10 protein-coding genes and 1 tRNA gene are annotated in these 13,523 nt (G+C 63.7%); 3 read left to right on the top strand and 8 right to left on the bottom strand.

Going from position 1 to position 13,523, the window contains the following annotated elements; genetic code table 11:
- Positions 1–11: 11 nt before the first annotated feature.
- The 3 genes from ACORJG_RS12880 to ACORJG_RS12870 all read right to left on the bottom strand — a co-directional run bounded on the left by ACORJG_RS12880 (position 12) and on the right by ACORJG_RS12870 (position 4,350).
- Positions 12–1,712, bottom strand: a complete 1,701-nt coding sequence (locus tag ACORJG_RS12880; protein WP_427789553.1) for an MFS transporter — start codon at positions 1,710–1,712, stop codon at positions 12–14.
- The gene (locus tag ACORJG_RS12875) at positions 1,709–2,272 is read right to left on the bottom strand and encodes a TetR/AcrR family transcriptional regulator (RefSeq protein ID WP_427789551.1); all 564 of its coding nucleotides are present in this window, start codon (positions 2,270–2,272) and stop codon (positions 1,709–1,711) included. Before ACORJG_RS12875 ends, ACORJG_RS12880 begins: the two co-directional genes overlap by 4 nt.
- A gap of 350 nt (positions 2,273–2,622) precedes the next feature.
- Positions 2,623–4,350 carry a gamma-glutamyltransferase family protein gene (locus ACORJG_RS12870; RefSeq protein ID WP_427789549.1) on the bottom strand — a complete coding sequence of 576 codons (1,728 nt, stop codon included), beginning with the start codon at positions 4,348–4,350 and terminating at the stop codon, positions 2,623–2,625.
- Positions 4,351–4,543: 193 nt separating this feature from the next.
- Between ACORJG_RS12870 and ACORJG_RS12865 the strand changes: the two genes are divergently transcribed.
- Positions 4,544–4,620 (top strand) — tRNA-Arg (locus tag ACORJG_RS12865).
- Between the two features lie 635 nt (positions 4,621–5,255).
- Complete coding sequence (locus ACORJG_RS12860) at positions 5,256–6,440, top strand: hypothetical protein (protein WP_409019861.1); 1,185 nt, start codon at positions 5,256–5,258, stop codon at positions 6,438–6,440.
- Between the two features lie 242 nt (positions 6,441–6,682).
- On the opposite strand, the gene ACORJG_RS12855 is transcribed toward ACORJG_RS12860, so the two are convergent.
- From ACORJG_RS12855 to ACORJG_RS12835, 5 genes are all read right to left on the bottom strand, one after another.
- Entirely contained in the window at positions 6,683–8,005 is a 1,323-nt protein-coding gene (locus ACORJG_RS12855) for a HEPN domain-containing protein (protein ID WP_427789547.1), read from the bottom strand.
- Positions 8,006–8,034: 29 nt separating this feature from the next.
- Positions 8,035–8,457, bottom strand: coding sequence for a hypothetical protein (locus ACORJG_RS12850; RefSeq protein WP_409019858.1), 423 nt, complete (start codon positions 8,455–8,457; stop codon positions 8,035–8,037).
- Positions 8,458–8,746: 289 nt separating this feature from the next.
- Positions 8,747–10,714 (bottom strand): DUF3732 domain-containing protein, encoded by a 1,968-nt coding sequence (locus tag ACORJG_RS12845; RefSeq protein WP_409019857.1) that lies wholly within the window; start codon positions 10,712–10,714, stop codon positions 8,747–8,749.
- Complete coding sequence (locus tag ACORJG_RS12840; RefSeq protein ID WP_409019856.1) at positions 10,711–11,193, bottom strand: three component ABC system middle component; 483 nt, start codon at positions 11,191–11,193, stop codon at positions 10,711–10,713. Before ACORJG_RS12840 ends, ACORJG_RS12845 begins: the two co-directional genes overlap by 4 nt.
- Positions 11,190–12,401 (bottom strand): ABC-three component system protein, encoded by a 1,212-nt coding sequence (locus ACORJG_RS12835; RefSeq protein WP_409019855.1) that lies wholly within the window; start codon positions 12,399–12,401, stop codon positions 11,190–11,192. The genes ACORJG_RS12840 and ACORJG_RS12835 overlap by 4 nt, the downstream gene beginning before the upstream one ends.
- Before the next feature lie 426 nt (positions 12,402–12,827).
- On the opposite strand from ACORJG_RS12835, the gene ACORJG_RS12830 reads away from it, so the two are divergent.
- Positions 12,828–13,508, top strand: coding sequence for a hypothetical protein (locus ACORJG_RS12830; RefSeq protein WP_409019854.1), 681 nt, complete (start codon positions 12,828–12,830; stop codon positions 13,506–13,508).
- Positions 13,509–13,523 lie beyond the last annotated feature (15 nt).

Raw genomic sequence — 13,523 nt, 5'->3', positions numbered from 1 at the left:
GGATGTCCGGTTCAATCAGTGGCGGCGGCTGCGGATGCAGCGGCCCCGGCGGCTTTGCGGGCCTCGCGCCGGGCGGCGCGACGCGCCTCCAGACCGGGGCCGAAATGGTTGAAGGCGACCCAGACGGCGCCGATGGCGGCGGCCCCCGAGATCAGCAGGAAGACGTCATTATAGGCCAGCACCTGCGCCTGCTGGCTGATCTGCTGCTGCAACAGGCGCAGGGCCTCGGTCTGACGCTGGGCCGCATCGCCGATGACATGGGCGTAGGCGCCGCCCAGCTGCTGCAGGCGCAGCACCGTCTCGGGGTCGCCCAGTCCGACGCCCTCGGCCAGCTGATTGGAGTGGAACTTCTCGCGCAGGGTCTGCACCGTGCCGACCAGCGCCGAACCCAGCAGGCCGCCGACGTTCTGGCCGATCGAGAACAGGACGATGAAGCTGACCATGTTCTTGCCCCCGCCCTGCAGCACCTTGCCGAAGCCCAGGATCATCGTCGGGCCGATGAAGAAGGCGGCGGCGAAGGCCAGCAGGGTCTGACTGAAATAGAGCTGGGTCGGGCGCGTCAGCACCGTCGCATGGCTGTCCATGAAGGCGCCGACCGCGATCATCACCAGAGCGATGGAGATGGGCCGCCACAGCTTCATCGGGTTCAGGGTCATGGCGCTGACCAGCGTCCCGGCCGCTGTGGCGATCAGCATGATCAGAAACAGGCCCTGCATCTGCTGCGGCGCCAGACCCATCTGCTGCAGGAAGCCGACAGCGCCCGTCGTCTGCTCGGACAGCACGATCCGCACCAGCAGGATCGCCAGCAGCAGCCGCACCAGATCGCGCCCGGCCAGCCACTTCAGATCAATCAGGGGATTGGCGCGGTTGTACTCGATCAGCACCGCGGCGGTCAGCAGCATGATCGCACCGATCAGCGCCCAGCCGATCCACGCCGCCTCGGTCCACCAGACGATGCGTCCCAGCCCCAGCACCGCCGTCAGCAGGGCCACCCCGGGCGCGAACAGGGCGAAGGTCAGGAAGTCCAGCTTCTCGAACGCCCGCACCCGCTGCGACGGCGGCATCCGCAGGGCGAAGACGGCGGGCAGGGCGATCAGCACCAGCCCCAGCTCGAACATATAGAAGGCCCGCCACTGGTCCAGATCCAGCAGATGCATGACCCCCAGCCGCGCCAAGGGAATGGCCAGGCTGGACAGGCCGACGGCGATGATGATCCCCTTCAGCCGGTGCTGCGCCGGAAAGGCCTGGATGATGTAGAGGATGCCCAGCGTCGACATCCCCGCCGCCGCCATACCCGCCACGCCGCGCACCACCAGGGTCGAGCCGAAGTCCTCCAGAAACAGGTGGGCCGCCGTCGTCGCCAGAAAGACGATCATGATGATCTCGGCGAACAGGCGCAGGCCGTACTGCATCCTGAACTTGACCAGCAGCAGGTTCATGCAGGCGTTGGTCATGATGAAAACCACGGGCAGCCAGGCCGCCTCGGTCGTGGTCACGCCGAGGGCGCCTGCCAGCTGAGGCACGCTGGCCGTCACCGCCGCATTGCCCAGCTGACCGGTCAGGGCGACCAGAACGCCCACCAGCCCATAGGCCAGCCGCCACGGCGTCGTATGATCCGGCGTCGCGGGCGAACCGGGCAGGACCGGCCGCTCATGCGGTTTCAGGGTGGCGAGGTAATCCTCCCACGGCAGGTCCCAGTGGCGGCGGCTCATGCGGCCTCGCCCGAATGGTCGGCGGGTCGGGGGCGGATGGCGTCCAGCACCAGCTCCAGCGAGCGGCGGCTCAGGGCCTCGCGATCCTGCGGCGCCACGGTGCGCGACGGCGCACCCAGCATCAGGGTGATGACGCGGATGTCCTCGGTCGTCAGGTCGCCGCGCACCCGCCCCGCCGCCTGCGACGTGGCCAGGGCTTCGGCGCCCGCCTGTTTCATGCCGCGCCGGATGGGGGCCAGGGCCTCGTCCTTCAGGTCGCGGATGGCGCTGGACAGGCCCGCATTGTCCAGCATCAGCCGGGTCACCTGCTCCAGAAACCAGATGAAGGCGTCCGGGTCGTCCAGCCGCGTTCGCGTGCGGTGCCCCAGACCCTCGATCTGCTGGACGAAGACGGCCAGCGCCAACTCGGACCGATCCGCGAAGTTGCGATACAGCGTCGCCCGCCCGACCCCGGCCTGTTCGGCGATCAGGTGCAGCGGCGCATCCAGCCCATCACGCGCAAAGGCTTCCTCAGCCGCCTTCAGCAGCCTCTCGCGTCGTTCCGCGGCGTCCTGTCGCATGGGGCGTGTCATGGCGCGCTAAGTGGACACTTGTGTCCGCTTGTTCAAGAGGTGTTTTCTTGAAATGCACAAGTCGCGCGCAAGCTGCACCGGACGCGTCCGACGCCTACGGCTCCACGCTTTAATGAGGCGACCGAGGAAAGATGACGACTGATCGTATCTGGAAGCTTCTGGCCGTGACCGGCCCCTGCGTCATGCTGTCGGGCTGCTATTCCTGCTCGCTTAACGGCGGCTGGGAGCGACAGATGAATCCGTTCTGCACGGAAGGCCGCGCGCTGACGGGCCATGCCGTCAGATCTGGAGCAGACCTTCAACAGGCCTGCTCCAGGTCATCTTCAGTGGGCCATCATTCAGTGCGTGCGCGCCACGCCTTCGCGACGGCTGTCGGCGGCCCCGTCCCAGCGGCCGTTGCGCCACAGGCCGCCATGCAGGCCTGAGGTTTCGGTCGTGTTCGGCTGCAGCACGACGCCGCGCGCCGCCATGCCTTCACGCACCGCGGCGGGGAAGCCTTCGGTATCGGCGCCGAAACCGTCGCCCTTGGCCACCAGGTTCGGCAGATCGAACGCCTGTTGCAGAGGCAGGCCCCAGGCCAGGGCGCCGATCAGGGCCTTGGCGTTATAGGCCAGGATGGACGAACCGCCCGGCGAGCCCAGCAGGCCCACCAGCCGCCCCTCGCGATCCAGGATCAGCGCCGGCGACATGGACGAGCGCGGCCGCTTGCCCGCCGCCACGGCGTTGGCCGCGGGCGTGCCGTCCGACGCCGTCGGGACCATGGAGAAGTCGGTCAGCTGGTTGTTCAGGAAGAAGCCGCCCGCCATCCGGCCTGAACCGAACAGGCTCTCGACCGTGGTGGTCATGCTGACGGCGTTGCCCTTGGCGTCGACGACAACCAGATGCGACGTCCCTGCCGGTTCGCGCGTGGCGTCGGCGCCGACGTTGGGCGCCCCCGCAGGCACGCCATAGGGCGCCGCACCGCGAAGACCCGGCGCCAGAGCCGCGCGCTCTGCGACATAGGCCGGGTCCAGCAGACCCGCGACCGGCACGCTGACGAAATCCGGGTCGCCGAAATAGCGGTCGCGATCCGCATACATCAGTCGCTGCAACTGGCCGAAGGCAGCCCAGGCCTCGGGGCTGTTCGGCCCCTTGTCGATATCCGGCGTCTGCTCGGCCATGGCCAGCAGCTCCAGGATCGAGGCCCCGCTGGACGGCGGCGGCGGCACGCAGATGGTGTAGATCTTATAGGGGCCGCACACCGCTTCGCGCACGACCGGGCGATAACCGGCGACATCGGCGGTGGCCAGGGCGCCGGGGCGCGGGCCTTCATGCACGGCGGCGACGATGGCCTCGGCCAGCGGGCCCTGCTGCAGGGCGGCGGCGCCTTCACGGGCGATGCGGCGCACCGTCTCGGCATAGGCCGGGTTCCGCAGCGTCTCGCCCGCCTGATAGCGCGTGCCGTCCGGCTTGGTGAAGTATTCGGTCGCCCAGCGCGTCTTGGCCTGAGGCGCATCGCCATTGATCATCCCCGCCAGACGCTCGCTGACGACAAAGCCGTCCTGCGCCAGTTTCTCGGCGTCGCCGAACAGTTCCGACCAGGCCAGGGCGCCGTGCTGCTTCTGCGCTAGCGCCAGCATGGGCACCACGCCCGGCGCCCCGGTCGAGCGTCCGCTCAACACCGCATCGACAAAGGCCAGCGGCTTGCCGTTCTCATAAAACAGTTCAGGCGTGGCGGCGGCGGGCGCCGTCTCGCGCCCGTCATAGACAGTGACGGCGCCGCTGTCGGCGTCATAGAACATCATGAAGGCGCCGCCGCCCAGACCCGAAGACTGCGGCTCGGCCAGACCCAGCACCGCCTGCACGGCCACGGCCGCATCCACGGCCGACCCGCCGCGCGCCAGAACCTTCATCCCCGCATCAACCGCCAGAGGATTGGCCGCCGACACGAACGGCCCACGCGCGAGGTTCTGCTCCGCTCCGGCTTGATTGAAGGCCGCCCCGTCCGCACCCGCATCAAGACTGGAAGTGGCGCATCCGCTCAACAACAGGGCCGCAGCCGCGGCTCCGGCGACGAGGATGGACATCCTGCGCGCAGGGCGGACAGGGGAAAATGACAAGGCGCGCACGCAATCTCTCCAGCACGTTGCAGGGGCCTTTATGCCTAGGCCCGCAGCCCCTTCAGGCCAACCCTGCATTTTCTCAAGATTTTCTGAGAAAAGCCGCTTGCCAGTCCGAAAGCGACCCGCTAGATACCCGGCCCTGCCCGCAAGGCGGTGCGCACCCGTAGCTCAGCTGGATAGAGCACCAGACTACGAATCTGGGGGTCAGGAGTTCGAATCTCTTCGGGTGCGCCACTTCGTGTCGGATGTCACAACAGACTGGACTCCGACAGAGAAAGTTGGACGGCGCATGCCGTCACAGGGCCTTTCTTCCGAGCTTTACAAAGCTGGCTGCTTTCCAAAGCACGTTTCGTGCCCGCCGTGGCCGTTCAAGATCAGTCACTTACTAGAAGTCAATCTGAGGCTGGAGCGCAGACTGCCTCAAGTTCCCTCAGAAGAGTCTGACCGTTTAAACGGTAGCGCGCTCAGTACCTGAGGCTCCGCATCATCTCCCGATCAGGGGCATCCGAAAGCTCATCTGACATCGAAAGTGAATCATCGCCTCCCGCCGAAGCGCGCGAACGTGGTGCAGGCGAACTGGACGCGGAGTTCGACGCGCGCCTACCCCTGATGCCTTTGAGCGACCACGTCGCAGCCGATTATCAGACCGCCCACCTGTCATAAGACCACGAAGCCGACATCAACTGGCTCTCGCCGACATCATTCCCCGCAACTGTCCCGACAACCGTCGCACCGCCACCCGCGCGACGTGCGCATTCTGCAAGGATCGCGGGATTTCCCCTAAGCGCCAGGGGTGGACATTGACGCCCCTGCGAGAACACGACTCTAGTTCGATATACGCAGCTCACTTGCCTTGGACTTTCGACGCGATGACTGAAGTCCGCTCAAACGCAGCAGGGTTCGATCTGGAGCGGGTGCGGGCAGCCGCGCAACGCGCGCTCGATCCGCTGCAACCCGCCAACGCCCAGACGACGGCGCCGAAGGATTTCTTCTTCAGCGCCAAACGCCTTGCTTCGTCGGATGCCCTGCCGCCTTACTACCTCGTGCGCTTTCTGCTGGTCGACCTGCTGGGCTTTCGGGACAATGGCCGGTTCGAGAAGGTCGCCTGGTCGGTGCCGATCGATCTCCACGGCCGGGCCTTCCTAATCGAGCACCGTAAACTCGGACTTGGGGTCTTCGGCGGCGGCACGCCGGAAGATCTGGAGGGGGCGAAGACGGTAGCGCGCCTGCTCCACCGAGGGGTCAAGTCGTCAAAGGCCTACTTCACTTGGCTGGCCGAGGAGGCCGGTAAGGCCTCGGCGCTGAATGTCGTCAATAGGGCGCCATCGCTGTTCGGGCGGTTCGTGTTCTTCGCCGACCTGTACGACGCCCGGTCATCGGAGGCCGAGGCGCGCAAGAAGGAGAGCATCCGGACTGACACGGGCCCGAATTCGTGGACCGTCCACTGGCCAGCGCACGAACTGCGAGAGGAGGCAGGGCACTACGCCCTGTCCGCAATCGAAAGCTTTTTCAGCTGGACGGAGCACGTCTTCATCCTGATCGCCATCCTGCGAGGTGCCTACACAACGGGAGAGGCCGTCCGGGATCTGGCGCGGGCAGACTGGGAAACGAAATTCAAAGCCGCGCTCGACATCGATGTTCCTGCGGACAAGGCGTATTTCGACAAGCTGCTTGAGGTACGGCGGCAAGTCCGCAACTTCGTCGCCCACGGCTCCTTCGGGAAAGATGGTGAGGCCTTCAGTTTCCACTCGACGGCAGGTGCGGTTCCCCTGCGAATCCTTGATCAGAAAGGCGGGGCTCGTTTCGGCCTAGGAGCCGGCGCAGCCTATCGCGATCAACAAGCCCTCCAGCTTCTGCGGGATTTCGTCGCCCACCTCTGGTCGGGCGTGCGTGAGCCGGCTGAGCTCTACATCATGAACCATGGCCACCCTCTGATCCTGACCTATGCCCAAGACGGCCGGTACGCGCAGGCCATGACCTCGTTCGACCAGATGGAAGCCCTTGCGGACCGGCTGGCCTATGAGTTCGATCGCCACGCCAACATGGAATACTGACCGCGCCATCCGGAGAGATCACCCACAAGATTTCGAAACGCCATGCAGGTGTCATTTGGCGGCGTGGCGCCAGCAGCGGACATTCACAGGTGGCCTAGAACCGGACCCATACGAGACTGGCCGCGCTCTTACACTGCAGAGAATGTTGGCTTCTCTCGTTTGACCTAAGCGCTTCCACCACACTCCGCGTGCCCCGAGGTTTCGGTGTGTCGGACTTGGCACGCGGAGTGTGGTGGAAGCGCTTAGGCACGGATGGCGAACTGGACGAACCGCTCATCGAGCATGCGTTGGCCGACGCCCGAGATATCGGCGCCGATCGCCTGAAGCAGGACGAGATGGGACATGGCCTTCAGGAACTCCGTGCCGTCCCAGAGGTCCTCACGCTCAAGAACCTCGGACGACAGATCCAGCCCATGCGCATAGAAGTTGCGGGTCACCACTAGTCGGTCAATGAAGGGGTTCCGCCGGAGATCAGGGCGGAGTACGGCCAATTCCGGCGCAAGGGTGTCCCAGTAGGCCCGTAACCGTTGGCGCAAGCCAGGCTCGTGCGCATGAGCCAGCATGCCCCTCACGCGGTCAATCATGCCGTCGGCGACGCCCCGCTCCCTGAGTGTCTCGACCACGGCGTCGACGTTGATCGGATCGCCGACCGGCGCACCCGAACGGCGGTGTGCGGCCTCAATCGCCTGGACGAACTGCTGGAAGCGCAGCGGCAAGCCGAGATCTTCCTTCTCTAGCGCTTCGAAATGGAGGTCGATTGCTTCCTCAAGCGTACCGGCCCGGTCGAGCCAGGCGTCCAGCAGAGTGGCCAGAGCCGCCGGATCGTCGAAGGCCGCGATCCTGTGTCCAGGCCGATCTGACCGTTTGACCGGGTGAATGCCGAAGACCTCAGCGTCATGGGACCGTCTGCCCTCCAGCGGCAGGCGCAGGATGACCCGTTCGATATCGAGGACACGCCCCATTATCAGAGAGCAAAACTGCCGGATGCGATGGAGGACTGGTAGGGCGTCGTACAGGCCGACCGCCTCGGGGAAGGTCACGGTCATCGGGTAGGCAAACGTCATTGTCGCCTGATCTCGCGTCTCGCTGCGGGTTTTAGCATCCTGCCCTAATGCGACCTGAAGACCCGCCGTCGGACAGTCGAGCGTCACCGCACCCGGCGATGAGTAGCTCCAGTTGACATGGGCCGATCCGTCATGGCCGAACACCAACTCCTGTCGGAAGCCGTTAACGTGGTGGATTTCCGGCAGGTTCTCGACATACAGCATCCAAGTCGCGGAACGGACGTCGTCGAGCGAGGTGAAATCCGCGCTCTTGATCGCGTGATGCACCAACACAGTGGCCGAGCCGGCGACCCCTAGCAGCATACGCGACGCGCCCTCGCGCAGACCGAGAAGCGTGAAATAGCCGGTCGCCGCACGAAACCGCATGAGGCCGTCCTCGGGCAGATCGAGCCGCTCACCGCCCCCCAGCGCGACATGAAGGGACAGACGTCCGTCGGACTGCGACAGCGTGGCCCCGAGCGTCCGCTCGCCGATCAGGACATGACCGACTTGATCTTCCATATCGCGGCTGGCGCCGTGGCCCGGGCTCACTACTCGTAGCGTCCCACGAGCTTCTTAGATTCCATGCGAGCGAAGAAGCCCGGCGCGTCCTGCGTAAGATGGCTGCCGTCATCTCGACAAATGCCATCGTGAGGTCGGCAGAGCATCCGGTATCCATACGCCTGCAACTCGACCAGCGCGCGCTCCATCACACCCGCGCGTTGATAGCGACCGCCGTCGCCCTCCAAGAAAATGTGGGTGATCAGCCGAACCATCGGTTCGTCCTCGTCAACCTCGCGATGGGTCAACTCGCCGACTTTCACCTCCGTCGGCGACAGAATGGTCACCTGTTCATCGTCGTCGAATTTCAGAGCAACGTCGCCATGTGGTGTCTGATGGATGAACGTTTCGCTCATATTGAGTTCTTTCGCGGCTTCGAGATCACGATAACGGAAAGCAGTCGACCAGGTCATGGTCCAATGCTGAGGGATTGGGATGGATTTTCGGTCGAGGTCCAATTTCTTGGAGTAAGTCCTAGCTGCGATGCGCCAGATGCGGTCATGCGGAGCATGCTGTAAAGATGACATTCTGCGCGTATGCGCTGCCCTCAAATCACTTATGGACTTGGGCGCGACGCGGCTCGCGCAAGTCGCCAAGGAGGGAAACCTGTTGGCGCTATCTGAGGTCCTGCACTAAAATATCCCGATCCAGAGCGAGACATACTCAAAACGGTCTCTGCCAGCCTGCCGATAGACGAAGCCATCAGACGCTGGGGCGCGCCGGCCAGTCCGCAGGGAGCAAGCCCTTGCCAGAGGCACGGGTCCACCGCTCGCGCGTAGCGGAGACATACCGGGGGTCGTCTGCAAAATAGGCGTGCTCGATCAGGATTACCTGCAGATCTTTCCGACGTTCGACCTCGGCGAAGAGGAACTCCATGTGCTGGCGCATGGCTCTGATGTCTTCATCCTCATCGTCACCTCCGTCGGAGATAGAGAGCTCGTCGCGTTTCTGTCCTTCCGTTGAAGGAAAGTAGGGGCGGCTGATCTGGTCGAAAATCAAAACGCCAGGCACGGGAGCCCGGACCCTTTCCAGATACCGCTGGAGCGCAAAATTCAAGGCGATGTGAATGGCCAGGTAGTTCTGGTCCGAGCCCACGTCCGACATCTTCAGCACCACCGCGCTGTCGGCCTCAATTACCGCGATGTTCGGCTCGGTGGCCGAGAAATCAAGTTCCGACCCAACGCACGGCTCGATGGTCGGCAGCTCAGAAAAGGCCTCGGAAGCGTATTCGGAAATCTTCCGCTCGGCGAGGCGGAGCTTGACCATTCGCGCTTCCGGATCGACGAGCCCCTCCAGGTCTCGGATCTGGTCCCTGAGCACCGTCAGATCCATGGTCTGCGGACGGTTTTCGTCCCCCATCGTGTCGAGGAAATAGGAGACGCGCCCCATAAGGTGGGCGCGAACCTCGGCCAGATCGGCGAGCCTGCGGCTTTCGTCGGACTGACGCATCCACGAGGCGATACGGTCATCGACGCTCTGAAGTTCGCGCTTCAATCCGTCGATCTGCCGGCTGAGGTTTCCGTCGTAGTCGATGAGGCGAGGTTTGACCCGCTCCACGGCTGCGCTCTCATCCCTGACTTTCGCCAGGGTCGTCCGCAGCGCGCTCACTGTGCGAGCGCCGATGTCCGATCTCTGAGAACAGAGCGGGCAGTGGTCCGACACATCCGACAGTCCGAGGTGCGCACCGAGATCGAGCTTCTCGCGCTGCCGCAGCACGGTCGTTTCAAACCCAGAGACATCCTGAATGGCAATGCGAGCGGCATCCACCTGACGTCGCGCCTCGGACAATCGCGTCAGCACATTCCGTCTCTCGCGGTGCAGAGTAGACAGTTCGCTTTCGCTCGGAAGGGTTCGCGCGGCGCCCGAAGAGGTCGCGATCTGTCCCAGAAGGCCGATAAGTTCGGCATCCGCGGCTTCGACTGAGGGTGTGGTGGCTACGCCGAGACGTTCCGCCTCCGCAAGAAGACTGAAGGCTCGAGTACGCATCGCACTGTCGGCAGTGGCGCGCAGACGGTTGCGGTTCTCGTTTCGCTCCAGATCACGCTGGAGGGTCCGGAGCCGACGTTCATTCAAAGCGCTGGCTTCATCCGTGGCCCGGAGGAAGTACGGGATCGTCGCGACGATATCGTGAGCCTTGTCCGCCTGCTCGAGGCCATGAAGGAGGACCTGCTCGCTGTAGATGACCTCCTTAGTGACGAACATGTAGGGCGTGACGTGCCGAACGGTGGCGCGCCCGCGCATACGCCCCCAATCGTCGGGCTCTCCCGGAAGATCGCCGATACCGAACGCCCGCTCAAGAAACGCCTTCCCAGCGGCCAGCGGAACGGGGCCCTCAAAATCCTCAGGCGTCGTCGGGATGGGGAGGTTACGTCCCGCGGTGGCGAACATCTTGTGACTGGTGTCCTGCCCGACAGGCGGAATGATCCGCCCGACGATCATCTCTTCGTCGCCTGCGACCCACTTCACCCCGACGGCTATGCTGTGACGTCGGATGTGCGCGGGAAGCTCGCACTCGCTGGATCCCAGGCAGTAATCGACCGCCTTGATGAGAGCGGACTTACCCGTCCCGGATGCTCCGGTGATGATGTTGAGGCCGGGCTGGAAGGGCACAAGGCGCTGCCGACCATCCAGGCCGAGGAAGAAGATCGATGCGATGTTCCAGCGGCTCATAGACTGATCCCCACAATATCAAAGATTGTCTTGGTCGACCCGGCCATGCCCATCCAGTACCCAAGTCTGTCAGCGCGCTTGACGGGCCCCGCGAGCTCGAGTGATAGGCCCTTCGCAAGGTCCGTTTTCAAAGGCATCGAGCCGAGCAGCAGCCGTCCTTCGATGTCGAGTTTGACCACCTTGGTGAAACAGCCGAAACGCACGGCCTCGCTGACGAGTCCAAGAGATCCGTTGAGACGCTCACCAAGCTCCAGCTGGATCTGCGGATTCCGTTCGATCCATTCGCGTAGCCCGGTCTTCTTGTTCGTGCCGTCGAACGTGCAGAGTAGATCACCGGACAGACAGATTGGAAGAGCGAGATAGGCGAGCGGGAGGTCGACTCCCTGAGTTCCGGCCTCGTTGAAGCCTCTGGTAAAGCTGCTAAGCACCCACGCCCCCCAGGCAGGGTTCGTCTCGGCGTAGACGTCGTGCGCAATCATTCGGTTTCGTCCTTGAGACGTTCGGCGAAGTCAGGGTGCCAGCCGACTTCCCTGTTGATCGCAAGAACCTGGAAACTTCCCCGGACGTAGTAGGACGCTTGCCATCCTGGTGAGATCGGCTCGATGAACTTTGGCGCGTCCTCATGCGTCCAGCGCAGCAATCCGAGGCCCTGGGCGCATTTCTCTTCTTCGCCCACGCTCGCGCAATCGTCCACGATGCGGCCGTGGCGGTCGGACCATTCCTCACGCATGATCGCATCGTGCCGCTCGATCTTCGAGGCCATAGCCGGTCGATCAACGATCCACTTCGCCCTCTGCTGGCGGGCCCTCCATTCCTCGCGGATGGCCCGGGCGATTTCGGAGTTGCCGCCTCCAACCAGATTGATCTGCCGGGTCAGCAGACCTTCAGGCTGGTAGTCGGCCGGGTGCGCCATGAGCTCAAAATCCGGCATGAGGACATCTTGCTCAATGTCCGAGATCCGTTCTGCAATCTCCTGGAGCAGTTCGTCCCGGCCGATGTAGCGCTGACGACGACCGCAGAGGGAATAGACGACCTGACGGTCCCACCATTCGATCAGGGAACGCGCGATCTGCGGGCGGTCAACCGCCTTAACCTGATAAAGTTTGGCAGCGATCTCGGCTTCCATCTCGGCGATGGTCGCCGCTCCGGTGACGACAGTGATGCGCCGAACAAGATTGAGCCGAACTGACGGCGACAACTTCAGGAATGCCGCGCATCCGTCCGCGCGATCCGCATGCGGGAGCGCCCTACCTTCGGCCTTCGCCACATCACGTTCGAGCGCCACCCGTTCGGCCTCTTTCACCAGGGCGGCGACGAGGGGGTCACGTTTGGACTTCGGCATCCGAAGCGCGCCCAGCTCGCTGTTTGCGGAGAGTTCTCCGACCGTGACCAGATGGAAGCTGGTCTCGGGCAGAGAGAGCGACGGCAACAGGTCGATCCAAACCTTGAATGTGCGCCACAGCGCCCGCGAAGCCAGAGTCACCGCTGGCGGATTTTCGCCCATTGAGTGTTTCAGCTGAAACAGGAGCGTCTCGTTGTTGACCTTCAACTCAACGTCGTCGGCCCGCTCCACGGCGACGATCGCTGAGTCGTCGGCTAGGCCAACGAGCGTGCTCAACCCGACAAATGATTGGAAATAGAAACCCAAGGCCGAAGCTTCGGCCGAATGCTGTGTGGCGGTGCCCATAGTCGAGTTATCCGAGTCAGACTTCCCTTGTAACAGCTTGGCCTTAAGACGCTACAACCCAGAGGCCGCTCGCAGGCTCCGGCCCTCAGCTCCGTCGCCGGAACGTTCGCGCGAGCCCGCCAGAGGGCCCAACGTGGGCGTGATGCGATCAGGGCATATTAGAGGATTGCGCCGCGCGGCGAGTCCCTCAACGCCCCACACATGTACTCTTGGCGGGGTCGCCGTTTGTACATGCGAGTGCCGTTGCGGATGTGTTTGGTTCGCCGTTCCGGCCTATCTCATCTCCGGTTCACAGATGCATAGGAATCGCCATTCATTGGCTGTGCAACCGACGATGGCATCATGGACCCCTTGAAAATCTCGATCCGAAAGCCGCCTTGGGGCCGCACGCCTCAACTTCCGCTCTATCCAGCGGAAGATCCTTTCGTGAAAGGCTACCGCCGGGCTGCTGCCGGTCGGACGGAGTTCGCGGTGTTCGCGAGCCGAGTGAAAGACCTCGAGGCCAGGGTGAATGCGATCCCACGGCTATCCTGTCTGCGGCCGGAGTACAGTCTGTATGCGGAGTATGTTGAGGATCAGACCTTTCAGATCCGGTTCGGAAATCGCCGCACGTTTCGCTTCGATGCAACCCAAGACGGCTCGGCACTCCTTGTCGAGACAGGCCCCCGGCTGGTTTACAGTCTCGGCGCGGACGGCACCGTTGCGATCATGCTGTACGGCGCCCGGTCGAATGCGATCCGGGCCAGGGAGGACATCATCTACCTCGCGATAGGCCGGTTTGGATACACGACCCTGCTCGACAGGCTCGATAGGGATTTGAAAACACTGGCGGCCTACGGACACGCGACCTCCATCGACGGCACGCCCACGTTCGGGGAATGGGCGAGGGTGCTATGGTTGAGGAAGCTTCACCCTCACACCACCGAGGAAGGTTTTCAGGAGGCCAGGCTCGGCGCGGGTGCCGTGGGACGGTTCATGGGCAAAACGATCCTCACGGCCAGCCTGAACGCACTCCTGCGCCCGATCTTCCTGATCCTCGTGATTTGGTGGCTGGCTACCTATCAGGCTGACTTGGCCGAACTCCTTCCGGGCAACACGCTGAGATAGATTCGCGGCGTCAGA

Origin of the sequence: Brevundimonas diminuta (assembly GCF_050310045.1) — a bacterium.
Lineage (GTDB): Bacteria > Pseudomonadota > Alphaproteobacteria > Caulobacterales > Caulobacteraceae > Brevundimonas > Brevundimonas diminuta_F.
The sequence above is the reverse complement of the archived record's forward strand: the minus strand, read 5'-3'. Positions and strand labels throughout refer to the sequence as shown.